The sequence below is a fragment of the Streptomyces sp. NPDC085937 genome (assembly GCF_044540535.1).
GTDB lineage: Bacteria > Actinomycetota > Actinomycetes > Streptomycetales > Streptomycetaceae > Streptomyces.
The window spans coordinates 423,352-445,423 of the sequence record NZ_JBITSH010000003.1; the positions used below are offsets into that span (position 1 = coordinate 423,352).

Below are 22,072 nucleotides of genomic sequence, written 5' to 3' on the forward strand. Positions count from 1 at the left end.
CCGCCCCCGCCCCCGCCGGCCGTCACACCGACGCCGCGCCCGGTGCGCCCGGCGCCACCCCCGCCGAAGGCCCCGAAGCCGTCGGCCACCCCGGCGCCGCGCCCGTCGGTGCGGCCCGTGACCTACCCGCGCCACCGCGCGGTGGAGGTGAAGCGGCCGACCCGGAGCACGACCTCGCCCCTCGTCTTCGTCCTGCTCATCACCACCCCCGCGGTCGTCGCCGTCGCCGCTCTCCGCCCGCGCTGACGCCCGCCCCGCCACCGACCGACCCTCTCCTCCTGGAGGCACCTCTTGCCGGAATGGCTTGTTCTGACCCTCGCCATGCTCGCCGCCTGTGCCGTCGTGGTGATCATCACGCTCCTACGGCACCGGAGGGCGGCCGAGGACGAGGACCCCAGCGAGACCCCGGACGTCATCGAGTACATGACGATGTGGATCGGCGTGGTGTACGCCATCGTCCTGGGACTCGCCATCGCCGGCGTCTGGGAGGGCCGCAGCGCCGCCCAGGACAACGTCCGGGCGGAGGCGGTGGCCCTGCACGAGGTCTCCGAGCGGGTACGGGTCTACCCCGCCGAGATCCGTGACCTGATCCGGGACGATGTCAACGCCTATGTCGGACACGTCGTCACCACCGAGTGGCGCACCATGGCCGACCACGACCGGGTCACCGACGAGGGCACCGAACTCCTCGACCGGCTCCGCCGGGACGTCACCGACTACGAGCCGCGCAACGACTTCGAGGCGCAGGCCTACCAGCCACTGGTGGACCAGGTGGCCGCCGCCGACCAGGCGCGCAGCGCGCGGGCGGAGTCGACCGGGGCGACCATGCCGGGCGTGGTGTGGTTCGGCCTGGTGACGGGCGCCGTCATCACGATCGGCATGATCTTCGCGCTGCAGATCCGGCGCACCCGCCGCGAACTGATCCTGGCCGGGCTGTTCTCGGCGCTGATCGCCTTCCTGCTCTTCCTGATCTGGGACTTCGACGCGCCCTACAGCCGCGGCCTCGCCGCGACCGCGGACCCGTTCCTGCGGCTGTTCCCCGACGTCAGGGGCTGACCGTACGGCTGCCGCCCCCGACCTCGGCGGTCGGGGGCGGCCGTCACGCGGGGGCCTTGCCGGTGTTCACCGGCGTACGCCGAACTCCCCAGTCAGCGTGCCGATTCCCACCGGGTAACTCCCCGTGGCCGCCCGGCGGACGGTGAAGCGCACCGTCACCTCCTGACCGGGGCGGACCGTGACGTCCTGGCGCTGCTCGGGCTCGCCGGCCACCGTCAGCACGGCCGTGTACGTGCCCTTCACCTCGCCCACGTTCTTCACCCGTGCGCTCACGTGCACCGGGGCGCCGGGGCGCGCCCGGGGCGGCGTCACCGTCAGACCGTACGGCGCGAACCGGGCCTCGGGGCCTGCGACCAGGTCGTGGACGAAGACGTCCGAGTGACGGTTGGTGTCGTCGCCGACGAGGTTGGCCGAGGTGCTCTCGAAGGCGACGTACCGGCCGTCGCCGCTGAGCGCGGGGAGCGCGGAGGTGCCGTCGCCCTCGGCGTCCTCCAGGCCGTCCGACACCCGGACCGTGGTGCCCGCCCGCCGGTCGCGCACGAACACGTCGGCCCGGCCGTTGGTGTCCCCTGGGGCGAGGTTGGCCGCGTAGCTGTAGAAGGCCACCTTCCTGCCGTCCGCGCTGAGGGTGGGGGCGTACCCCCACTGGTCGGCCGGTGTGCCGTCGCCGGCGACGTCCACCCGCTCGTTCTTCCCGGTGGACAGGTCGTGGACATAGAGCCGCCAGTCGTTGTCGAAGGCGACCGCGGTGCCGTCACCGCTGATCCGAGGCGCGGTGTTCGCGCCGTCGGGGCCGTCCACCAGGCGCGTCGTGCCGGTGAGGCGGTCGTGCACGAAGACGTCGGCGGTGCCGTCGGTGTCGCCCGGTACGAGGTTGTCCGCCGTGCTCTGGAAGGCGATGTACCGGCCGTCGGCGCTGATGGTCTGCTCGCGGGACGCGCCGTTGCCCGGTGTGGCGTCGGGGGTCTGGGAGACGCGGACGGTGGTGCCCAGTTTCCGGTCACGGAGGAAGACGTCCGTGGTGCCGTTGGTGTCGCCCGCCACCAGGTTGCCGGCGTCGCTGTTGAACACGGCGTAGCGGCCGTCGGTGCTGAGCGAGGGCGCCGAGGAGAGGCCGTCGGCAGCCGTCCCGTCCGACGCGACCGAGACCCGCTCCGTGACACCGGTCGTCCGGTCGTGCACGAAGGCGTCGGTCTGGCCGTTGGTGTCCCCGGGCACGAGGTTGGCGGCACCACTGCTGAAGCCGACGTACCGGCCGTCGGCGGTGAGGGTCGGTGTGAGGGAGAAGTCGTCGCCCTCGGTGCCGTCCGAGGCCACCGACACGCGCTCGGTCGTCTGCCGGTCCCGGTCGGTGACGAAGATGTCGAGCGTGCCGTTGGTGTCTTCGGACACCAGGTTGGAGGCCGGGCTGGCGAAGGCGACGATCCGGCCGTCGTCGCTCAGGTCGGCCCACCACGCGTCGCTGTTGGGCTGGTTGCCCTGGCTGGTGAGCGACACCCGTTCGGTGGCGGACGGCGGAGGCAGTTCGAGGTCGGCCCCGCGGGCTCCGGCGGGGCCGGCCACCGTGACGGCCAGCGGCCGGGAGCGGGAGATGCCGGGGGCCGCCGCCCGGATCCGGTAGGCACCGACGGGGACGTCGTGGACGGTGTAGCGGCCGTTGCGGTCGGTCACCGCCGTGAGGTCGTCGGGGACGCCGAGGACGCTGACCGTCGCACCCGGCACGGTCGTCCCGGTCGGCCCGTACGTCACCGTCCCGCCGACCGTCGTCCAGCGGGTGCGGGTGAGCTCCAGGCGGACGTCGGTGTAGCGGTCGGCGCGGACCCGCTGCCGGGTCGTGGTGTCGGCGTATCCGAAGCGGGACAGCGCCAGGTCGTGGGTGCCGGGCGCGAGCCTGAGGGAGAAGCGGCCCGAGGCGTCCGTGGTGACCGCGCGGCCGGTGTCGGTGCGCGCGACTGTGACACCCGCGAGCGGCTTGCCGCCGCGCCGGTCGGTCACCGTGCCGCGCACCCCGCTGCGCAGGGCCGCCTCGGTGACCGCCGCGTAGGCGTCGATGCGTCCGTGGCCGTAGCGGGCGTTGGGGAGTTCGCCGTACCGGTCGTCGGCGCGGGAGGTGCCGGTGAGGACGGCGAGGGCTTCGTCGGCCGTCAGGTCCGGCTGGGCCTGGAGCATGAGGGCGACGGTCCCGGACACGTGCGGGGTGGCCATGGAGGTGCCGTTCAGCGTGCCGTAGCCGCCGTCGGGGAGCGCCGAGAGCACGTCGACGCCGGGGGCGGAGACGTCGGGCACGACGTAGGTGTCGGGCCACTCGGCGGGCGGGGCGCTCCAGTTGCTCTTGTGGACGACCTCGCCGCAGGAGAAGTCGGCAACGTTGTCGTCGGCGTCGGTCGCGCCGACGGAGACGGACTCGTAGACGTTGCCGGGACTGGCCGAGCCCTGGAAGCACTCGTTGCCGATGGCGAAGGCCGGGAAGATGCCGGCGCGCGCGATGTTGCGGGCCGGTTCGACGAGTTCGTCGGCGTAGCCGTCGGAGCCGAGCGACATGCTGACCACGTCGGCGGGCTTTCCTGCGGGGGTGCCGTCGGCGGCGTACGGGGCGATCGCCCACTGCATGCCGGCGATGACCTGGGCGAGGCTGCCGCGGCCGCCGGGGATGACCAGGCCGCCCATCAGCTCGGCGTCGGGGGCCACGCCGATCTGTGTCCCGGAGGCGTCGCCTCCGGCGACGGTTCCGGCCACGTGGGTGCCGTGGTAGGCGCTGTCGTGCGGGACGGAACCGGGGACCGGGCGGCCGTCGGCGTCGAACTCGATCCAGCCGCCGGGGTGGGCGGGGTCGGTGGGGTCGGCGCTGGTCAGCTTGCCGGCGAGGTCGGGGTGGGCGGCGTCGATGCCGGTGTCGAGGACGGCGACGCGGACGCCGGCCCCGGTGATCCTCCGCTCGTTGTGCACCTTGTCGGCGCCTATCTTGCCCAGTCCCCAGGTGGAGGCTCCGGCGGTGGCGCGGGCGACGGTCCTGTCGCTGCTGTCCACCGTCTCGCCGGGCGGTGTCTCGAGGGTGAAGTTGGGGATGACGCGCTCGACGGGGGCCAGCGCGGCGAGGTCGCGCAGTGTGTCGGAGGTGGCCCGCACCAGGACCATGTTCTTCAGCCAGAAGGTGTTGAGCACCCGGTCGCCCCGGGCCTCGACGAGGTCCACGACCGGGGCCTGGTCGGCGGCGGTGCCGCGGGCGAGGGAGCGGCGGACCTCGGCCGCGGTGCCGTCGGGGGTGACGGCCGGGGCGCCGTGCCGGAGGACGACGGCGGCCTCGACGCGTCCGTCGCCGCGTGCCTCGGCGGCGTCCATCCGCTTCAGGACGGCGGGGTCGATCTTCGACTGGGCGGCTGCCGGGAGGGACGCGCCGGGAGGGGCGGCCTGCGCCGTCGCGGGAGCGGCGGTCAGCGCGGTGGCGCATATGCCGAGCACGGACAACAGGGATCTGTACCGGCGGTGTTGTCCGCGAGGCGGACGGGCCGGGAGCGGCATGGGGGCACTCCTTCTGCGACGCGTGTCCGCGCCATGGGTGGGGGCCGAGGTGGGGGCCGATCAGGAAGCACGTCGAACGCTGACATCCGCCGTCGTCGCCTGACAAGATCAACCGGCGGCGACTTCCCGACAGCCGACGGGAAGACGACAGGAGAAGAGGGGGCGGACCGTGCTGGAACCGATCGGCCTGGACGAACGCGACGAAGCCGTGTACGACGCCCTGATCCGCAGGACCCGGGCCACGGCCGCGGAGCTCGCGGCCGACTGCGGGCTCACCCCGGGCGCGGCCGGCCGGGTCCTGCGGTCGCTGGTCGGTCTGGGGCTCGCCTCCGCCGGTCAGGGGCGGCCCGTCAGTTACGCGGCGGTACCGCCCGACAGCGCCCTGGAAGCCGTACTGCGGGAACGGGAGCAGGCGTTGAACGGCGTGCGCGCGCACGTCTCGGCGTTGATGTCCCTCTACCGGGCCGGCAGCCGTTTCGCGCACCCGGGCGACCTGGTCGAGGTGGTATCGGGCCGTGAGGAGGTCAACCGCAACTGGGTGCAGATGCAGCGCGCCTCCCGCACGCAGGTGCGCGGCTTCGACTGCCCTCCGTACGCGGCGTCCGCCGGCCACTCCGAGCCCAACCCCGTGGAACTCGAACTGCTCGCCCGGGGCGTCAAGTACCGAGTGCTGTACGACAGTTCGGTGCTGGAGCTGCCGGGTTGGCTGGAGGACGTGTCGATCGGGATACGGCTGGGCGAACAGGCCCGTATCGCCACCGGGCTGCCGAGCAAGCTGGCGATCTGCGACGACCGGGTCGCCATGCTGCCCCTGCTGCGCCCGGGCGACGACACGGTGACCGCCTCGTACGTCATCCATCCCTCGCCGCTGCTGGACGCGCTGGTCGCCCTGTTCGAGACGGTGTGGGAACGCAGCGTGCAGATACGGCCCTCGACGCCGCCGGCGGACGTCGACCTGCCCGAGCGGCTGTCGACGGAGGAGGAGAAGCTGCTGACGCTGCTGGCGTCGGGGGCCACCGACAAGGCGGCGGGACGGGCGCTCGGCTGGAGCGAACGCACCGTGCAGCGGCACATCACCAAGCTGCTGCGGCGCTTCGGCGCGCAGACGCGGTTCCAGCTGGCCATGGAGGCCACCCGCCGGGGGTGGATCTGAAGGGCGCCCTCACCGGCGCGGTGCGCGCACGACCGCGCCCCGGACACCGTGAGGGTCCGGGGCGCGGCCTTCGAACACGTGCGAAACGGGGGACCGAGGGGACGGCGGGCTCAGACCCGCTTCTCCGCGCGGCGGCGCATCCAGAAGATGCCGCTGCCGAGGACCGCGGCGGCCACCAGCGACCCGCCGATCGCCATGTCGGTCGGCGTCGCCCCGCTGGTGCTGCTGCCGCCGATGCCGCCGCGGACGCCGCCGATGACGGTGAAGGCGGCCGGGCGGGTCAGGCTCCGCCCGGAGCAGTGGACGGTGATGTCGTAGGGACCCGGGCGGGCGTCGTGGTCGATGGTGGCGGTGCCCTTGGAGGTGTCGTTGGCGCCGTTGATCGGCGTCAGGTTCGTCCGCGGGAACGCGTTCGAGGTGGCCGTACCGCCGTTGGGGCAGCCGTCGACCGTGATGGTCAGCTGGCCGCCGCGGGCGATGACGCTGGGCAGGGCGACGATGTTGGACGGGTGGGGCACCCGTCCGCCGTCCGCGACGGCCGCCGGGGCGGCGACCCCCAGGACGGCGACCGCGGCGCCGGCGGCCGCAAGGGCACGTGTGTTGCGCATGTGATCCTCCGCGGGAGACGCCCCGGGTCCCGTCCCCGGTCCGATCGGCGAGAAAGCGCCTCCCGGAAAGACCCTCAGTTGCCCTGCGCCGCCGCGCATTTCGGGAATGGTCCGTACTGGTGAGGGGCGGCCCCCGGGGGCCCGCGTGCCCGGGGTCATCGCCGCAGGTCACGGACCGTCAGAAGATCTTCGTCGGGGTCCACCTCGGATGGCGCACCCCGCCCGTCCGGGGGCCACCCGTTCGCCGCCGTCCCGTCGCCGGTGGCGCACCGTCCGTTTAGCGTTCACGTCATGCGCGAGTGACACGGCGACGGCCGTGTCGAGAGGGGAAGGCGAATGTCTGCTTTCGAGCCGGCCGAAGCCGAAGAGGAGACACGCCCGAGGAGGCGCGCCCCGTGGGGCGTGATAGCGCTGGTCCTGCTCACCGGCCTCGCGCTGCTCCGCAACGGCTCCGGGGAGTTCGACGTGGGCCCGCCGCAGCCGGCCGGCGCGGCCGCCGCGGACAGCGCGACGCCCGGCGTGTTCGCCGGCACGGTCCAGCAGCTGCCGTACGCGGTGCCGGACCGGGTGCGGATCCCGGCGATCCAGGTGGACGCGCCGATCGTCCCGGTGGGGCTGGACGCGGAGGGCTGGGTGGACGCGCCGCCGCCCGAGGATCCCAACCTGGCCGGCTGGTTCACCGGCGCGGTTTCGCCGGGCGAGAAGGGCACGTCGGTCGTCGTCGGGCACGTCGACAACGCGCAGGGCCCGGCCGTGTTCTACGGGCTGGGCGCACTGAAGAAGGGCAACCGGGTCGAGATCGCGCGCAAGGACGGCAAGACGGCCGTGTTCGAGGTCTACGGCGTGGAGGTGTTCTCGAAGAACGACTTCCCGGGCGACCGGGTCTACGCCTCCAAGGGCACCGCGGAGCTGCGGGTCATCACCTGCGGCGGCGGCTTCACCCAGCAGGACGGCTACGACGGCAACGTGGTCGCCTTCGCCCGCCTGGCCGAGGTCCGCTGAGCGGTCCCCGTCCGGGCGGGCGGGGACCGTCTCAGACGTACTCCCGGCGGGGCACGGTGACGTGGTACCCGGAGTCCAGCAGGTGCGGCAGGTAGGAACGCAGGGCCCGGACGGTCTGCGAGCGCTCGCCCCCGGCGTCGTGCGACAGCACCACGACGCCGGGGGCGGCGCCGTCCTCGACCCGCGCGACGATGGTGCGGGTGCCGGGCTCGGTCCAGTCGAGGGTGTCGACGGTCCAGGCCAGGGGTTCCATACCCAGTTCGGCGCCGAGCTGGAAGGCGGCCCGGTTCCAGGCGCCGTAGGGGGCGCGGAACCACTCCGGACGGGTGCCGCAGGCCTTCTCGACGACGTCGCTGGTGCGTTCCATCTCGGAACGGATGCGGCCGCGGCGCAGGCCGGTGAGCAGGGGGTGGGTCCAGGTGTGGTTGCCGACCACGTGCCCCTCGTCGGCCATCCGGGCCACCAGGTCCTGGTTGTAGTCGGCCATCTCCCCGCACACGAAGAACATCGCGCGCACCTCGTAGCGGGCCAGGGTGTCCAGGATGTCGGGGGTGTAGCGGGGGTCGGGCCCGTCGTCGAAGGTGAGCACCATGGTGCGGCCGTGGTCCGGCACCCGCAGCAGCGGCTCCTTGCGCACCGGGGTGCGGCCGGGGACGGTGCGCGGCGGGCCGTAGCCGGTCAGGGGCCTGAGGCGGTACTCCGACGGCCTGAGCGGACGGCGGGCCGGGGGCGCCCCGGCGGCGGGCGGCGCCGACGCGCTCCGGTTCGCGGCGCCCGGGGCGAGCGCCGCGGCCAGCCCGGCCGCACCCAGCGTGGCGGCACCGGCGAACAACGCCCGGCGCCGGGTGAGCAATTGATCCTTCTGCATGACTCATCAGTCGCCCCGCCGAGGTCCGGCGCAGCTCCGCGACACCGGTGCGGCGGCACGATTTCACCTGATCGGCGCAGCATACGGCGGAGATCCGCCGAGGACCGCGTGGCGGGCCGCGGGTGGGGCTCCGATAGCCTCGCTGACGTGACGGAACAGCAGGCCCATCGGTTCGAGCGGGGCACGGACGGTCCGAAGGTGATCGTGACCGGGGTGGACGGCTCCGACTCCTCGCTGCGCGCGGCGGCGTACGCCTCCGGCCTGGCCCGGCGCCAGGGCGCGCTGCTCGCCATCGTGTACGTGCAGCCGGTGCTGGCGGCCGGGGCGGCGCTGGGCGCGCCGGTGGCGGACACCACGGAGGAGATAGCGCAGGACCTGGTGACGCAGATCCGGGAGGCGATGAAGCGGATCAAGGGGATCTTCGACATCCGCTGGGAGTTCCACACCTTCCGCGGCGACCCCTACAGCGGCCTGGTGAAGGCGGCGGACGACCTCAAGGCGGACGCGGTGGTGGTGGGGGCGTCCGAGCAGGCGGGCCACCGGTTCGTCGGTTCGGTGGCGGTGCGGCTGGTGAAGGCGGGGCGCTGGCCGGTGACGGTGGTGCCGTAGTTCCGTAAAGGCTCTCCCACGGCTCGCGTGGTGTCTTCCTTCGGCGGTGCGGCAGGGGCATCATGATCCGCCGTCAGCCGTTCGCCGATCGCGAAGAGGTGTCGCGCATGGCCGGGCTCCGGGCGGGCGAGGGCGTTCTCCGCCGCAAACCCATCGAGCACATCGAGGAGACGGAGGCCGGCCGGGGCCCCGGGCTGGAGCGCACGCTGGGCCTGTGGCAGCTGACCGCGATCGGTGTGGGCGGCATCATCGGCGCGGGCATCTTCACGCTCGCGGGGACCGTGGCCAACGGCACGGCGGGACCCGCGGTGCTGATCTCCTTCCTGATCGCGGGTGTCGCGAGCGCCGCGGCGGCGCTGTCGTACGCGGAGTTCGCGGGCATGATCCCGAAGGCCGGCTCGGCCTACACGTACGGCTACGCGGTCCTGGGCGAGCTGGTGGGCTGGTTCATCGGCTGGGATCTGCTGCTGGAGTACACGGCGATCGTCGCGGTGGTCGCCATCGGCATCTCCGGCTACTTCGGCTTCCTGGTGAACGAGATGGGCGCGGATCTGCCGGCCTGGATGCTGGGCGCGCCCGGCACCGGGGACGGCCACCGGGTCGATCTGTTCGCGGCGTTGCTGTGCCTGCTCATCGCGGCCCTGCTGAACCTCGGCATCAAGAACGCGGCGCGCTTCGAGACGGTCGTGGTGGTGCTGAAGGTGCTCGTCGTGCTGCTGGTGATCGGGGTGGGGGTGTTCCACATCGAGACCTCGAACTACCACCCGTTCTTCCCGTTCGGCGTGGGCGGGGCCTTCACCGGGGCGGCGACCGTGTTTTTCGCGGTGTTCGGCTACGACGCGATGTCGACGGCGGCGGAGGAGTCCAAGGACGCGCAGCGGCACATGCCGAAGGCGATCATCTACTCGCTGGTCATCTCGATGGTGCTGTACGTGGCGGCCTGCCTGGTGCTGACGGGTATGCAGGACTTCAAGGACATCGACCCCGAGAGCGGCTTCTCCACGGCGTTCAAGTCGGTGGGGCTGAGCGGGCTCGCGGACGTGATCGCGGTGGGCGCCATCATCGGCATCCTCACCGTGATGTTCACGTTCATGCTGGGTGTCACCCGGGTGTGGTTCGCGATGTCCCGGGACGGGCTGCTGCCCCGGTGGTTCGCCAAGACCCATCCGACCCGGCACGTCCCCACCCGGGTCACGTGGATCGTCGGGGTGGCGTCGGCCGCCATCGCCGGGTTCCTGCCGATCGGCGAGGCGGCCGAACTCACCAACATCGGCATCCTGCTGGCGTTCGTGGTGGTGTGCACGGCGGTGATCGTGCTGCGGTACCGGCAGCCCGAGCTGCCGCGCGCCTTCCGCACCCCGTGGATGCCGGTGGTGCCGGCGGTGGGGGTGATGTTCTCGATCTGGCTGATCACGTTCCTGCAGTGGCAGACATGGGCGCGGTTCGCCGTGTGGTTCGCGGTCGGCCTGCTCGTGTACTTCGGCTACTCCTACCGGCGTTCGGAGCTGGCGCGGACGGATCCGAGGTCCGAGGGGCGGAGTTAGAGGGACGCCAGGAAGTCGAGCAGGACGCCGGTGTACGCGTCGGGGCGCTCCATGGCGGAGTAGTGGCCGGTGCCCTCGACGGTGGCGGTCCGGCCGTCGGGGACGGTGGCGGCCAGCCGCTCGGCGGCGGCGTGCAGGCCGGCCGGTTCCAGGGAGCCGTTGAGGGCGAGCAGCGGGACGCGGATGTCGCCGATCCGGTCGAGGGAGCCGGTCACCGGGACGAGCCGGTCCTTCTCGTCCGGGGTGTGCTTGGAGATGGTGTGCAGGGCCATCTCGCGCAGCCGGCGCATCAGCTCCGGGTCGATGTCCTCGGCCGTGCGCTCCGGGCCGGGCACCAGCCGGAGGAAGGCGTCGAGCCAGCCGGCCACGTCGCCGGTGGCCAGCGCCCGTCCGGTCTCCTCCTGGAGGGCCTGGTGCCAGGGGTCGTCGTACCGGAAGTCGCCGGTCGCGGCGCCGGAGGTGACCACCGCGCGGACGGTGTCGGGGTGTTCGAGCAACGTGTCGGTGGCGATCACGCCGCCCATGGAGAGGCCGACGAGGACCGCGGGCCCGGCGTCGAGGTGGCGCAGCAGCGCGGCCAGGTCGTCGGCCCAGCGGAACGGCGCGGTGGCGTTGGCGGACCAGCCGTGGCCGCGTGTGTCGGGGGCGATCACGCGGTACCGCTCGGCGAGGACGGGGACATGGGCGTCCCAGACGCGGTGGTCGACGAACCCGGAGTGGAGCAGGACGACGGGATCACCGGATCCGGTGTCGCGGTAGGCGAGGTCGCCGTCGGCGGACGGGAAGAAACGCAGCTCCGAAGCATCATTCATGACAACCAAGGTGTCATCTTGGCGCCGGTTTGACAACCCGGATGTCATGATGGCCGGATGACGGACCACGGCACCCCCCTTCCCCCGGACGAGCTCGGCCACCGCCTCACCGCGGTGTACGACCTGGTCGGCACCCTCTACCGGCGCGCCCAGCGCAGCGTGGAGCAGGAGCTGACGGGTGGTGAACTCTCCCTGGGCGTGCGCGCCGTGCTGACACTGCTGCACCGCAACGGCCCGATGACGGTGCCGCAGATGGGCAGGGCACAGGCGATCAGCCGGCAGTTCGTGCAGCGCATGGTGAACGACGCGGCGGCGGCGGGGCTGGTGGAGAGCGTCCCCAACCCCGCCCACCGGCGGTCGTCGCTCATCCGGCCGACGGAGCGGGGCACCGCGGCCATCACCGAAGTGCTGGACAGGGAGCACCGGTTGCTGCGGGAGACCGGTGGCGGGCTGACGGACGCCGACGTGACGGCCTGCCTGCGGGTCCTGGGTGAACTGCTCACGGCACTGGACCACATCGCGGACGACTGACGGCGCGCTCCGCGGCTGCGAACAGGTGTGTCGCGCAATCCCCCAAGGCCGTGGGTGAGGCCGCGGCGTTCGAGATGCACCATGCAACGACGTATGGCAACCATGGTGGGAAGTCTTCCGAAAGGGTGATCGAGATGTCCCCGACGTCTCCGCACCGGGTTTCGTCGTGGGGCGCAGGAATCCGGTCCCTCCGTCGAAGACCGCCTGACCCATGACGGCGAGCTCGTCGACGACGCCCACGTCGGTGCGCCTGGCCGTCGTGGCCGCGCTCCTGTCCTTCGCGGCAGGGGCTGGTGACGCGTTCGCGTTCGTGGAGCTCGGGGGCGTGTTCACCGCCAACATGACCGGCAGTCTCGTCCTGTCAGGTCTGACGAACCGGCCGGGGTACGGCTCCCTGGTCTCGGGGGCGGCCGTGGCCCTCGCGGCGTTCCTGATCGCCGTGTACGTGGCGTCCAGGGCGGCACCGAAACGGCCGCAGGCGCAGTGGAGCAGGATCCGGGCCGTACTGGTGGCTGTGGTCGCGCTGGACCTCGTGGTGCTGATCCTGAAGTCCGTCAGTTCCACCCCCGGCACGGCTCTGCGGCTGGTCATGCTCGCGGTGTCCGCAGCGGCGATGGGCAGCCAGACCGCGGCCGCCAAGCGGGCCGCGGGCGGTTCGGGCGTGACCACGACCTTCGTCACGGGCACCATGACCAGCCTGGCCCAGGACGCCGCCGACGGCAGCACCCGGCACGCGGTCGTCCGTGTGGGCGTGGTCGTGATGCTGTTCCTGGGCGCCCTGACGGCGTCCTGGGCCATGGCCATCGACGCCCGGCTCGGCCCCGCCGTGGCGGCGGTCGGCACCACGGCGGCGATCATGGCCTTCCCGAGGACACGTGGGCCGGCGTCATGACGGCCTGGCGAAGTGGTCTCGACCGCCACGGACGTCGCCGAGGGGACCGGCGCGGCCTTCGCCCTGCAGCTGCTGCTGACGGACCGACCAAGGAGTTGACATGGTCGAGCCTTCCACCCCGGGTGGACAGCCACCCGGGAACCCTCCCCCCTCGTCACCCGCCGCGCGGTTCCGCCGCGACGTGCGGGACGCGATCACCCCACGCGCCGGGCTCCTCATGCTGGGCGTCCTCATCATCGAAGTGGCCTTCGTCGTCTCCTACATCGGAGCCTTCCACTCCCCCACCCCGGACAAGATCCCGGTGGCCGTCGTGGCCCCCGCGGCGGAGCAGGGGGCGGTGATCGAGAAACTGAACTCCATCCCCGGGGAGCCGCTGGAGGGACGGCCCGCCGACAGCGCGGCCCAGGCACGCGCCATGGTGCTGGAGCGTGAGGTGGACGCCGCTCTGCTGGTCGCGCCGCAGGAGCGGGGCGACCGGCTGCTGGTGGCCTCGGCCGGCGGCCCGTCGGGCGTCCAGGCGCTGGAACTGGTCTTCCAGAAGGCGGACCCCTCGCGGCCGGTGCAGGTCACCGATCTGCGACCACCGAACGAGGCGGACGGGCGTGGACTGGCCAGCTTCTACCTGGCGGTCGGCCTGGTCGTGGGCGGCTATCTGGCCTCCGCGGCGGCGTCCGCCTCGTACGGGGCCCGGCCGCCCGGTCCGCACCGCATGATGATCCGGCTCGGCGCGCTGGCCCTGCTGTCGGTGCTGTCGGGACTCGCCGGTGCGATCATCGTCGATCTGGTCTTCGACGCGCTGCCGGGCCACTTCGTCGCGATCTGGTGGATCGGCGCCCTCACCACGTTCGCCGCGGCGTCCGCCGGTATGGCCTTCCAGGTCCTGCTCGGGCCCATCGGCATCGCGCTGTCCGTGCTGATCTTCGTCGTGTTCGGCAATCCCAGCGCGGGCGGTGTGTATCCGGCGGCGCTCCTGCCACCGTTCTGGCGGGACATCGGACCGGCGCTGCCGAACGGCGCCTCGGTCACGCTGATCCGCAACTACACCTATTTCGGCGGTCATCACACGGCAACGGCCTGGTGGGTCCTCTCCGCCTGGGCCGTGGGCGGCGTCCTGGTCAGCGCCCTCGTCGTCATGTTCCGCCGACGGCCGAAGGCGGCCCGCGGCTCCACGGCGCCCGCCGCCGCCGGGGGAACCGGGGCCGCGACCTGACGGCCGGCACGGGCCCGCTCCGCGTGCGGCGCGGGCCCGCGGCCCCGTCGACCTGTGCTGAGGGGGCCCCGGGTCCACCACCCGCCGGCCGTGATGTGAGACGCGGACCGGCGCCGGCACCGCGTACGCGAACCGGGCGCCCACCGCATCCCTCGCGGTCCTGCGTCCGGAGGACCGCACTCCCGGACCGGGCGCACCCGGCCCCGGCGTCTCAGCCGTCGCCCTTCCGCGTCCCGCCCGCCATCACCAGCCCGTCCTTCGCGGCGCCCCGGCCGAGCACCACGTCACGGATGCGGTCGCGCACGGAGTGCAGTTCGGCGCCGCCTGCCAGCGCCTCGTTGAGGTCGATCACCCGGCCGGCGTCCACGTCGTAGAGCTGGGGGACGAACTCCGCGCGGGTGACCTCCCAGCGTCCGCCGGGGCGGGCCGGCGGGGCGAAGGTGAAGCGGCCCAGGGTGGACTGGTTGCCGCGCGGGTCGGTCACCCCCTCCGGGCCGGTCATCTCGCCGGCGATCTGGTCGCCCATGCCGTAGACCACCCAGGTGCCGTTGACCTTCTCGTACGCCTGCGGGACGTGGGCGTGGGTGCCGAGGATCAGGTCGATGTCCGGGCGGCCCCGGGTGGCGGAGGCGGTGAGGGAGCGGGCGAGGGTGAGCTGGAGGTCGTCGGGCTCGTCCTGCCACTCGGTGCCCCAGTGCAGGGACACGACCACGACGTCGGCCCCGGCCTCACGGGCGGCACGGGCGTCGGCGACGATCCGCCGCTCGTCGATCAGGTTGACGGCCCAGGGCCGGTCCTGCGGCAGCGGGAGCCCGTTGGTGTCGAAGGTGTAGGCGAGGTGCGCCACGCGTGCCCCGCCGGCGCGCAGCATCGTCGGTGTGGCGGCCTCCTGTTCGGTGCGGGCGGATCCGGCGTGGCGCAGTCCCGCCTCGTCGAGGGCGTCGAGGGTGCGCCGGATGCCGTCCGCGCCGTCGTCCAGGGTGTGGTTGGAGGCGGTGGAACAGCCGTCGTAGCCGGTGGCGGCGAGGCCGGCGGCGATCTCGGGCGGTGACGTGAACAGGGGGTAGCCGCTGTAGTCGCCGTCGGCGCCGTAGACGGTCTCCATGTGACACAGGGCCAGGTCCGCGGGGGCGACCACGGAGCGGATGCCGGAGAGCATCGGGCGGAAGTCGTGACCGGTGCCGCCCGCGTCGAACCGGGCGCGTTCGATGACGGAGGTGTGGGGCAGCACGTCGCCGGAGGCGACCAGGGTGAAGCCGCGGTGGGCCGTCGCGGAGGGCGCGGGGCGTCCCGGCTCCGGCGGCCGGTGGTCGCGGGCCTGACAGGCGGCGCCCGCGGCGAGGACGGCGGTCAGGACGAGGGCCAGCTGTCTGCTGCGTGCGATCATCACGTCACCCCGCTGTGGTCGTATTTATGGATAAACAGGTAAGAAGCCTCATCTCGTCGAGCGGTGCTCCGACACGCCCTTTAGGCCGTCCGGCGTGCGGATACGGCCGTCTCGACCGTTCGTCGAACCGTTCGTCGACGCGATCGACCGTCCGCCGCACACTCCTGTGCGCGCCCTGTCCCCCGGCGGCGGGGTGCGTTGCCATACGGCCATGACGGCCGGAATGACACTCACGAACGGGACCACCGCCGAGCACGAGCTCGCCGCACTCCAGCGCGAGCACGGCCGGCCCCTCTTCGCGCTGCTGCTCCGGCTCTGCGACGGGGACCGGCAGCGCGCGGAGGACCTGGTCCAGGAGACGCTGGTGCGCGCCTGGCAGCACCCCGAGGCCCTGCGCGCCGAGAACTTCGACTCCGTGCGCCCCTGGCTGCTGACCGTGGCGCGGCGGCTCGCCATCGACGCCCGGCGGGCCCGGCAGGCCCGCCCGGCCGAGGTCGGCGACGCCGTGCTGGAGAACGCCCGGGTGATCTCCGACCACGCGGAACGGGCCGCCGCGACGCTCGACGTCCGGGAAGCTGTGAAGACACTCACTCCCGAGCACCGTGAAGTCCTGGTGCTCGTGTACTTCCAGGGGGCGAGTGTGGCGGAAGCCGCGGCGGCCCTCGGAATCCCGCCCGGTACGGTGAAGTCCCGCGCGTACTACGCGCTGCGCGCCCTGCGCCGGGTGCTTCCGGGATACGCCTCCGACATGCGGTGAAACCAACCGTCGGGTCAAACCTCCGTAAAGCGCCTTGCCGACGAACCCGGTTGGGGATCGGCTGTCCTCATCCGTGTTCCGGACCGGGGGCCCGGGTTCGGGCGACGCGCACGCACCGGAGGAGGCAGGAAGGGATGCTGCACAGAGGTCGAGAGAGCACGGACGGCACCGGGGGCGGCGGGCCGGCCGTCCCCATGGCCTGGTTCTACGCCGAGTACATCGCCGACGAGCTGCTGCGCACCGGCGATCTGATGCCGCCGACGTCCGTGGAGTTCCGGGCCGGGCGGGACGCGCTGGCGCTGACCGTCTTCCTGTCCGACACCGACGGCGAGCTGTCCGGCATCCGGGTCATCACCCAGCTGGAGACCTGGCTGTCGCTGACCGCCTATGACCAGCCCTGGCAGGAGTGGGTGCACCGCCGTCTGGACGACCTGGCCGCGGACGCCGCCGCGTCCGGCACGGGCGCACCGGATCCGGACCTGGAGCTGGCGGCCGAGGCCTGGCGCTGGCTGCGGGAGACGGAGCTGCTGGCGCCCGACCTCAACGCGGTGCCCGGCGGCGGGGCGGCCGGCGAGGACGAGGGGCCGAAGGTGTGGACGCCCGCCTGGCAGCTCGGACTGCCTCTGGGACACCTCGCCATCCACCTCTTCTAGGACCCGTGTCCCCCCTTCGGGCCGCCCCGGAAAGTGCCACCAATCCGCGGCCCCGAGGGCTCCGAACCGTTAGGTCACGATTCGGTGCGTGGCTTGAGTGATTCGGCTGCCTGGTGCGTACCGGTGGGAGCAAGGAGTAACCCCACCCGCACCCAACGGTACGAGGATTCGGCATGAGGTCCCTGGAGAGGCATCGCGACGTCGGCGCCTACGCGCTCGGCGTGCTGGACGAGGCGGAGGCCTTCCGCTTCGAGGACCACCTCATGGAGTGCCCCAGCTGCGCTGTCCAGGTGACCGAATTCGGCCCCGCGGCACGTCAGTTGATGCTGTACCGCAGTGCCACCCCGCGCCCGGTCCACCCGATGGCCCAGCCCTCGCCGCGGATGCTGGACCGGCTGCTCGCGCAGGTGGCCGGACGGCGCCGCGCCGGGCGCCGCCGGCTGCTGCTGGCGCTGGCCGCCTCGGTGGTGATCGCGGTGTCCGCCCCCACCGCCCTCGTGCTGGCGCGGGGGGACGACGGTCCGCGCCCGCTGACCGTGGAGGCGACCGACGAGCGCTCCGGGGTGTGGGCCGAGGTGACGGTCGAGGACCGTGACTGGGGCAGCGCCGTGGAGCTGCGGGTCAAGGACGCCGCGGGACCGCGCGAATGCGTCCTCGTGGGCGTCGCCCGCGACGGCTCCGAGGACGTCATGACCAGCTGGGCCGTGCCCCGTCACGACGCCCGCCCGAACACGATCCCGGGCGGCTCCACCCTGCACTCCGGCGACACCGTCCGCTACGAGGTGCGCACCACGGAGGGCGAGACCCTGGTGACGCTGCGCCCCGAGTGACCCCGGTGGCGCCGGCTCACCTCAGCAGCCGGGACAGCCGCCGGTCGGCCAGCGGCTTGCCGCCCGTCTGGCAGGTGGGGCAGTACTGCAGCGAGGAGTCGCTGAACGACACCTCACGGATCGTGTCCCCGCACACCGGACAGGGCTCACCGGTACGGCCGTGCACCCGCAGGCCGGTCTTCTTCTCCGCCTTCAGCCGGCCCGCCGCCAGCCCGCGCGAGCGTTCGACCGCGTCGGTGAGGGTGGAGCGCAGGGCCTCGTACAGCCGGGTGGTCTCCTCCGGCGTGAGCGAGGAGGCCAGCTTGAACGGGGACATGCGTGCCGCGTGCAGGATCTCGTCGCTGTAGGCGTTGCCGACGCCCGCGATCAGGCTCTGGTCCCGCAGGGCGCCCTTGAGCCGGCGGCGCTCCCCGGAGAGCAGGTCCGCCAGGCGCCGTTCGTCGAAGTCGTCGGCCAGCGGATCCGGCCCGAGCCGCGCGACGCCCGGAACCTCGGCGGGGTCCGCCACGACGTACACGGCGAGCCGCTTCTGGGTGCCGGCCTCCGTCAGGTCGAAGCCGGCGCCGGTCTCCAGCGCGACCCGCAGCGCCAGCGGGCCCTTGCCGGGGCGGGGCGGACCGCTGGGCAGCGGGTCCCGCCAGTGCAGCCAGCCCGCGCGCGCCAGATGGGTGACGAGGTGGGGGCCGCCGTCCGTCGCCAGGGCGAGGAACTTGCCGTACCGCCGCACTTCGGTGACCTCGCGGCCCTCGAGGGCGGTGAGCGGAGGGTCGTAGGTCTTCAGGACGCTGATCGCCACGGGCAGCGCCCGGACGATCTCGTGGCCGGTCAGGTGCTCGGTGAGGAAGTCCTTGAGCGCCTCGACCTCGGGGAGTTCCGGCATGCGTCAAGAGTGCCACCACCGGCCCGCGTCCTCAGCCCGTGCCGGGGTCCTTCGGCACCACGAACTCGCTCCACACGCACTTGCCGCCGCCACGAGCCTCCACGCCCCACAGGTCGGTCAGCGTCTCGACCAGCAGCAGTCCCCGTCCCGAGACGCCCGACTCCCCCGCCTCGCGGCGGCGCGGCAGGGCGCTGGAGGAGTCCTCGACCTCGACCCGCAGCCGTCGCTCGGTGCCGTCGAGCACGCTGAGGATCACCGCCGCGGACCCCTCCGTGTGCATCAGCACGTTGGTGATCATCTCGTCGGCGACCAGCTCGATCTCGTCCGCCCGGTCCCGGGCCCCCCAGGCGCCGGCCGCGGTGCGGATCATGCTGCGGGTGTCGGACAGCGCCTGCGGGTCGCCGGGCGGCACCAGCTGTTTGAGCCGCCCTCCGGAGCGGGGGCCGTCCGGTTCGCGGCGGCGCAGCAGGAGCAGCGCCACGTCGTCGTCACCGCGGCGCTCCTCGGCGACGTCGATCAGCCGGTCGGCGAGGTCGCGCACGTCGTCGGGGCCGACGGCGATCAGCGCGGCGAGGGTCTCCACGCCGTCGTCGAGGTCGGCGCCGGGCTGTTCCACCAGGCCGTCGGTGCACAGCACCAGGGTGTCGCCCGGCTCCAGGTCTATCGTCCCGACCGGGTAGTCCAGGCCGCCGAACTCGGCGGACAGGCCGAGCGGCAGCCCGCCGGGGACGGACACCCGCCGGCAGGTGCCGTCGGCGCGCCGCACCATGGGGTCGAGGTGACCGGCCCGGACCACCTGGACCACCCCGGTGGACAGGTCGACCTCGGCGTACAGGCAGGTCGCCGAGCGGTCGGTGTCGAGTTCGTGCAGGAAGACCGAGGCGCGGGCCATCACGGTGGCCGGCGGGTGCCCCTCGGCGGCGTAGGCGCGCAGCACGATGCGCAGCTGTCCCATGACGGCGGCGGCGTGCGTGTCGTGGCCCTGGACGTCCCCGATGACGGCGCCGACCCGGCCGCCGCCGGTGGGGCTGCCGCCGGGCAGCGGGATCAGGTCGTACCAGTCGCCGCCGATGTCCCGGCCGAAGCTGCCGCCGAAGGAGGCGGCGCGGTAGCGCACCGCGAGGTCGGCGCCGTGCACGCTGGGGATGGTGCGGGGCAGCATGGCCTGCTGCAGCCCCTGGGCGAGGTCCGTCTCCTGCTCGTAGAACATCGCGCGCTGCAGGCTCTGGGAGATGCTGCTGCCGAGGGCGACCAGGATGTTGCGCTCCTCGGCGGAGAAGCCGCGCCGGTCGCTGTAGAGCAGGCCCATCGCGCCGATGGGGCGGGCCTGCACGATGAGCGGCAGATAGGCGGCCGAGGTGATCTTCAGCCCGGTGATGCCCCGCCACAGCTCCGGGTAGCGCTCGGCGAACTCCTCCGGCGACTCGATGAAGCGGGGGCTGAGGGTGCGTACCGCCTCGCTCATCGGGTACCGCTCGTCGATCCGGGTGAGCTCGGTGCCGGGGACGAAGCTGCCCGCGGGCCCCTCCGCGATGAGCCGGATCCGGCCGGCCTCGACCAGTCCCATCACCAGACTGGTGGCGCCCAGATGGGTGAGGCCGTGGGTGTCCTTGAGGACGTCGATGACGTCCTGCACGGTCCGGGCGTGGGCGAGGGCGGCGGTGGTCAGCTGGACCACGTTGGTCTGCTGGCGGCGCAGGCTCTCCTGGAGGGCCTGCTCACGCCGGCCCTCGCTGTCGCGCAGCTCCTGGGTGGCGTCGCGGACGATGCCGATGATGCGGTGGGGCCGGCCGGACGCGTCCCGCCGGATGTAGCCCTGGGTGTGGGTCCAGCGCAGGGAGCCGTCCCGGCGGCGGATGCGGAAGTAGGCGCCGTAGTTCTCCTGGCCGGACTTGAGGGCCTGGGACACGACGGAGTCCAGGCGCCGCGCCTCGCCGGGCGGGACCCGCATGCCCAGGGTCTCCGGGCGGTCGTCGTACTCGTCGGGGCGCACGTCGAAGATCTCGTGCGCCTGGGCGTCCATCTGCATCACCCCGGCGTCCAGGTCCCAGTCGAAACTGCCCATGCGGTTGAGCGCCAGGATCGGATCCGGGTGTTCCGGCCAGTCGTCCGGGAGTGACAGGGGGCTCGCTCCCCGATCAGCCATGGGGCCACCTTGCCAGGGTTCGGGTGATTCTTCGACCGCTGGGACACCTCGGGTCGCGGGTATCCCGCGCCGCCCGGTGGTACACGGGAGGTCACACGGTGTACGGAGCGGGAGGAGCCCGGGAGCCGACGGCGGCCGGGTGTCCGAGGGCCCGGCGGGGCGGCGGAGGAAGGAGCGTGCGGACGTGGAGTGGTTCGGCGCGTCCGACTACTGGCTGAGCCGGCTGGTGTTCCAGAAGGGGCTGGCGGCGCTGTACCTGCTCGCGTTCCTGACGGCGGCACTGCAGTTCCGCGCGCTGATCGGGGAGCGGGGCATGCTGCCGGTGCCGCGTTTCGTGGAACGGGTCCCGCTGCGCCGCTCGCCCAGCCTCTTCCACTGGCACTACTCGGACCGCTTCTTCGCCGGCTGTGCCTGGGCGGGGTGCGCGGTGTCGGCGGCCCTGCTGGCGGGCGCCGACGCGCTGGTCCCGCTGTGGGCGGCGATGCTGCTGTGGCTGGTGCCGTGGGCGCTGTACCTGTCGATCGTCAACGTGGGGCAGACCTGGTACGCCTTCGGCTGGGAGTCGCTGCTGCTGGAGGTGGGGTTCCTCGCCGTCCTGCTGGGGAACGACGAGGTGGCGCCGCCCGTGGTCGTGCTGTTCCTGCTGCGGTGGGTGCTGTTCCGGGTGGAGTTCGGAGCCGGGCTGATCAAGATGCGCGGCGACGAGTGCTGGCGCCGGCTGACCTGTCTGGACCACCACCACGAGACGCAGCCGATGCCGGGGCCGCTGAGCTGGTTCTTCCACCGTCTGCCGAAGCCGCTGCACCGCGTCGAGGTGGCGGCCAACCACGTCACCCAGCTGGTGGTGCCGTTCCTGCTGTTCGCTCCGCAGCCGGTCGCCTCGGTGGCCGCCGCGCTGATGATCGTCACCCAGGTGTGGCTGGTGCTGTCCGGCAACTTCGCCTGGCTGAACTGGGTCACCGTCGTACTGGCCCTGCCGGTGCTGTCCCTGCCGTCCGATCCGCCGGCGGTGGACGACGCCCCGCTCTGGTACGTGGTGGTCGTGCTCGCGGTGTCCGCGCTGCTGCTGTGGCTCAGCCGGCGGCCGGTGCGCAACATGCTGTCCCGCCGCCAGGTGATGAACCGGTCGTTCGACCCGCTGCACCTGGTCAACACCTACGGGGCGTTCGGCACCGTCGGCCGGGTCCGCCACGAGGTGGTCGTCGAGGGCACGTCCGACGAGGTGCCCCGGCGGGACTCCGACTGGCGCGAGTACGAGTTCAGGGGCAAGCCGGGCGACCCCCGGCGCTGGCCGCGCCAGTTCGCCCCGTACCACCTGCGGCTCGACTGGCTGATGTGGTTCGCCGCCCTCTCCCCGGCGTACGCCAGTCCGTGGTTCGGGGCACTGGTGGAGCGCCTGCTGGAGAACGACCGGGACACCCTGCGGCTGCTGCGCCGCTCCCCCTTCCCCCTGGACGAGCCGCCGCGTCACATCCGCGCCCGCCTGTTCCGCTACCGCTTCACCACCTGGCGGGAGCTGCGCGAGACGGGCGCCTGCTGGGAGCGGACCTACGTCCGTGAGTTCCTGCCGCCGACCCGGCTGACCGGGCCCGCGCGGAAGACCTGATGACCTGAG

At 73.0% G+C, this 22,072-nt stretch carries 20 protein-coding genes; 13 read left to right on the forward strand and 7 right to left on the reverse strand.

What is annotated here, in order from left to right:
* Window positions 1–117 precede the first annotated feature (117 nt).
* Window positions 118–246: a hypothetical protein gene (locus tag ACIF8S_RS09005; RefSeq protein ID WP_276615848.1), complete on the forward strand. Its 129-nt coding sequence runs from the start codon at window positions 118–120 to the stop codon at window positions 244–246.
* Between the two features lie 45 nt (window positions 247–291).
* Window positions 292–1,056: a hypothetical protein gene (locus tag ACIF8S_RS09010; protein WP_399998231.1), complete on the forward strand. Its 765-nt coding sequence runs from the start codon at window positions 292–294 to the stop codon at window positions 1,054–1,056.
* Between the two features lie 66 nt (window positions 1,057–1,122).
* On the opposite strand, the gene ACIF8S_RS09015 is transcribed toward ACIF8S_RS09010, so the two are convergent.
* Window positions 1,123–4,515 carry a S8 family serine peptidase gene (locus ACIF8S_RS09015; RefSeq protein WP_399998491.1) on the reverse strand — a complete coding sequence of 1,131 codons (3,393 nt, stop codon included), beginning with the start codon at window positions 4,513–4,515 and terminating at the stop codon, window positions 1,123–1,125.
* A gap of 229 nt (window positions 4,516–4,744) precedes the next feature.
* Between ACIF8S_RS09015 and ACIF8S_RS09020 the strand changes: the two genes are divergently transcribed.
* A complete protein-coding gene (locus tag ACIF8S_RS09020; RefSeq protein WP_399998232.1) occupies window positions 4,745–5,728 on the forward strand; it encodes a helix-turn-helix domain-containing protein in 984 nt (327 codons plus the stop codon).
* Window positions 5,729–5,838: 110 nt separating this feature from the next.
* On the opposite strand, the gene ACIF8S_RS09025 is transcribed toward ACIF8S_RS09020, so the two are convergent.
* Window positions 5,839–6,336 carry a hypothetical protein gene (locus tag ACIF8S_RS09025; RefSeq protein ID WP_356786947.1) on the reverse strand — a complete coding sequence of 166 codons (498 nt, stop codon included), beginning with the start codon at window positions 6,334–6,336 and terminating at the stop codon, window positions 5,839–5,841.
* Between the two features lie 336 nt (window positions 6,337–6,672).
* On the opposite strand from ACIF8S_RS09025, the gene ACIF8S_RS09030 reads away from it, so the two are divergent.
* Entirely contained in the window at window positions 6,673–7,338 is a 666-nt protein-coding gene (locus tag ACIF8S_RS09030) for a class F sortase (protein WP_399998234.1), read from the forward strand.
* A 31-nt stretch (window positions 7,339–7,369) separates the two neighbouring features.
* On the opposite strand, the gene ACIF8S_RS09035 is transcribed toward ACIF8S_RS09030, so the two are convergent.
* Window positions 7,370–8,206 (reverse strand): polysaccharide deacetylase family protein, encoded by an 837-nt coding sequence (locus tag ACIF8S_RS09035; RefSeq protein WP_399998236.1) that lies wholly within the window; start codon window positions 8,204–8,206, stop codon window positions 7,370–7,372.
* Window positions 8,207–8,353: 147 nt separating this feature from the next.
* Between ACIF8S_RS09035 and ACIF8S_RS09040 the strand changes: the two genes are divergently transcribed.
* Both ACIF8S_RS09040 and ACIF8S_RS09045 read left to right on the forward strand, forming a co-directional pair.
* Window positions 8,354–8,815, forward strand: a complete 462-nt coding sequence (locus ACIF8S_RS09040) for a universal stress protein (protein ID WP_399998237.1) — start codon at window positions 8,354–8,356, stop codon at window positions 8,813–8,815.
* Window positions 8,816–8,922: 107 nt separating this feature from the next.
* Window positions 8,923–10,359, forward strand: coding sequence for an amino acid permease (locus ACIF8S_RS09045; protein WP_399998238.1), 1,437 nt, complete (start codon window positions 8,923–8,925; stop codon window positions 10,357–10,359).
* On the opposite strand, the gene ACIF8S_RS09050 is transcribed toward ACIF8S_RS09045, so the two are convergent.
* Entirely contained in the window at window positions 10,356–11,171 is an 816-nt protein-coding gene (locus ACIF8S_RS09050) for an alpha/beta fold hydrolase (RefSeq protein WP_399998240.1), read from the reverse strand. The two genes, ACIF8S_RS09045 and ACIF8S_RS09050, sit on opposite strands and share 4 nt — an antisense overlap.
* Before the next feature lie 57 nt (window positions 11,172–11,228).
* Here ACIF8S_RS09050 and ACIF8S_RS09055 point away from each other — a divergent pair, with 57 nt between their 5' ends.
* The 3 genes from ACIF8S_RS09055 to ACIF8S_RS09065 all read left to right on the forward strand — a co-directional run bounded on the left by ACIF8S_RS09055 (window position 11,229) and on the right by ACIF8S_RS09065 (window position 13,804).
* Window positions 11,229–11,702, forward strand: coding sequence for a MarR family winged helix-turn-helix transcriptional regulator (locus ACIF8S_RS09055; RefSeq protein WP_399998241.1), 474 nt, complete (start codon window positions 11,229–11,231; stop codon window positions 11,700–11,702).
* 211 nt (window positions 11,703–11,913) lie between these two features.
* On the forward strand, window positions 11,914–12,594 hold the full coding sequence (locus tag ACIF8S_RS09060) for a DUF1275 family protein (protein ID WP_399998242.1): 681 nt from the start codon (window positions 11,914–11,916) through the stop codon (window positions 12,592–12,594).
* A 100-nt stretch (window positions 12,595–12,694) separates the two neighbouring features.
* Entirely contained in the window at window positions 12,695–13,804 is a 1,110-nt protein-coding gene (locus ACIF8S_RS09065; RefSeq protein ID WP_399998243.1) for a DUF3533 domain-containing protein, read from the forward strand.
* A gap of 211 nt (window positions 13,805–14,015) precedes the next feature.
* On the opposite strand, the gene ACIF8S_RS09070 is transcribed toward ACIF8S_RS09065, so the two are convergent.
* A complete protein-coding gene (locus ACIF8S_RS09070; RefSeq protein WP_399998244.1) occupies window positions 14,016–15,191 on the reverse strand; it encodes a CapA family protein in 1,176 nt (391 codons plus the stop codon).
* A gap of 211 nt (window positions 15,192–15,402) precedes the next feature.
* Here ACIF8S_RS09070 and ACIF8S_RS09075 point away from each other — a divergent pair, with 211 nt between their 5' ends.
* The 3 genes from ACIF8S_RS09075 to ACIF8S_RS09085 all read left to right on the forward strand — a co-directional run bounded on the left by ACIF8S_RS09075 (window position 15,403) and on the right by ACIF8S_RS09085 (window position 17,431).
* Window positions 15,403–15,948, forward strand: a complete 546-nt coding sequence (locus ACIF8S_RS09075; RefSeq protein ID WP_033275399.1) for a sigma-70 family RNA polymerase sigma factor — start codon at window positions 15,403–15,405, stop codon at window positions 15,946–15,948.
* A gap of 134 nt (window positions 15,949–16,082) precedes the next feature.
* Window positions 16,083–16,601: a hypothetical protein gene (locus tag ACIF8S_RS09080; RefSeq protein ID WP_399998247.1), complete on the forward strand. Its 519-nt coding sequence runs from the start codon at window positions 16,083–16,085 to the stop codon at window positions 16,599–16,601.
* Between the two features lie 173 nt (window positions 16,602–16,774).
* On the forward strand, window positions 16,775–17,431 hold the full coding sequence (locus ACIF8S_RS09085) for a zf-HC2 domain-containing protein (RefSeq protein ID WP_399998248.1): 657 nt from the start codon (window positions 16,775–16,777) through the stop codon (window positions 17,429–17,431).
* A 16-nt stretch (window positions 17,432–17,447) separates the two neighbouring features.
* On the opposite strand, the gene ACIF8S_RS09090 is transcribed toward ACIF8S_RS09085, so the two are convergent.
* Together ACIF8S_RS09090 and ACIF8S_RS09095 are read right to left on the reverse strand one after the other, a co-directional pair.
* Window positions 17,448–18,311: an Fpg/Nei family DNA glycosylase gene (locus ACIF8S_RS09090; protein WP_399998250.1), complete on the reverse strand. Its 864-nt coding sequence runs from the start codon at window positions 18,309–18,311 to the stop codon at window positions 17,448–17,450.
* A 31-nt stretch (window positions 18,312–18,342) separates the two neighbouring features.
* On the reverse strand, window positions 18,343–20,457 hold the full coding sequence (locus ACIF8S_RS09095; RefSeq protein ID WP_399998252.1) for a SpoIIE family protein phosphatase: 2,115 nt from the start codon (window positions 20,455–20,457) through the stop codon (window positions 18,343–18,345).
* A gap of 184 nt (window positions 20,458–20,641) precedes the next feature.
* On the opposite strand from ACIF8S_RS09095, the gene ACIF8S_RS09100 reads away from it, so the two are divergent.
* Complete coding sequence (locus tag ACIF8S_RS09100; RefSeq protein WP_399998254.1) at window positions 20,642–22,063, forward strand: lipase maturation factor family protein; 1,422 nt, start codon at window positions 20,642–20,644, stop codon at window positions 22,061–22,063.
* Window positions 22,064–22,072: the final 9 nt, after the last annotated feature.

Excerpts from the sequence above, each read along its gene's own strand:
- ACIF8S_RS09025 (WP_356786947.1), bottom strand. The coding sequence starts at position 6,336 with ATGCGCAACACACGTGCCCTTGCGGCCGCCGGCGCCGCGGTCGCCGTC.
- ACIF8S_RS09030 (WP_399998234.1), top strand. The coding sequence starts at position 6,673 with ATGTCTGCTTTCGAGCCGGCCGAAGCCGAAGAGGAGACACGCCCGAGG.
- ACIF8S_RS09035 (WP_399998236.1), bottom strand. The coding sequence starts at position 8,206 with ATGCAGAAGGATCAATTGCTCACCCGGCGCCGGGCGTTGTTCGCCGGT.
- ACIF8S_RS09045 (WP_399998238.1), top strand. The coding sequence starts at position 8,923 with ATGGCCGGGCTCCGGGCGGGCGAGGGCGTTCTCCGCCGCAAACCCATC.
- ACIF8S_RS09050 (WP_399998240.1), bottom strand. The coding sequence starts at position 11,171 with ATGAATGATGCTTCGGAGCTGCGTTTCTTCCCGTCCGCCGACGGCGAC.
- ACIF8S_RS09055 (WP_399998241.1), top strand. The coding sequence starts at position 11,229 with ATGACGGACCACGGCACCCCCCTTCCCCCGGACGAGCTCGGCCACCGC.
- ACIF8S_RS09060 (WP_399998242.1), top strand. The coding sequence starts at position 11,914 with ATGACGGCGAGCTCGTCGACGACGCCCACGTCGGTGCGCCTGGCCGTC.
- ACIF8S_RS09065 (WP_399998243.1), top strand. The coding sequence starts at position 12,695 with ATGGTCGAGCCTTCCACCCCGGGTGGACAGCCACCCGGGAACCCTCCC.
- ACIF8S_RS09070 (WP_399998244.1), bottom strand. The coding sequence starts at position 15,191 with ATGATCGCACGCAGCAGACAGCTGGCCCTCGTCCTGACCGCCGTCCTC.
- ACIF8S_RS09075 (WP_033275399.1), top strand. The coding sequence starts at position 15,403 with ATGACGGCCGGAATGACACTCACGAACGGGACCACCGCCGAGCACGAG.
- ACIF8S_RS09080 (WP_399998247.1), top strand. The coding sequence starts at position 16,083 with ATGCTGCACAGAGGTCGAGAGAGCACGGACGGCACCGGGGGCGGCGGG.
- ACIF8S_RS09085 (WP_399998248.1), top strand. The coding sequence starts at position 16,775 with ATGAGGTCCCTGGAGAGGCATCGCGACGTCGGCGCCTACGCGCTCGGC.
- ACIF8S_RS09090 (WP_399998250.1), bottom strand. The coding sequence starts at position 18,311 with ATGCCGGAACTCCCCGAGGTCGAGGCGCTCAAGGACTTCCTCACCGAG.
- ACIF8S_RS09095 (WP_399998252.1), bottom strand. The coding sequence starts at position 20,457 with ATGGCTGATCGGGGAGCGAGCCCCCTGTCACTCCCGGACGACTGGCCG.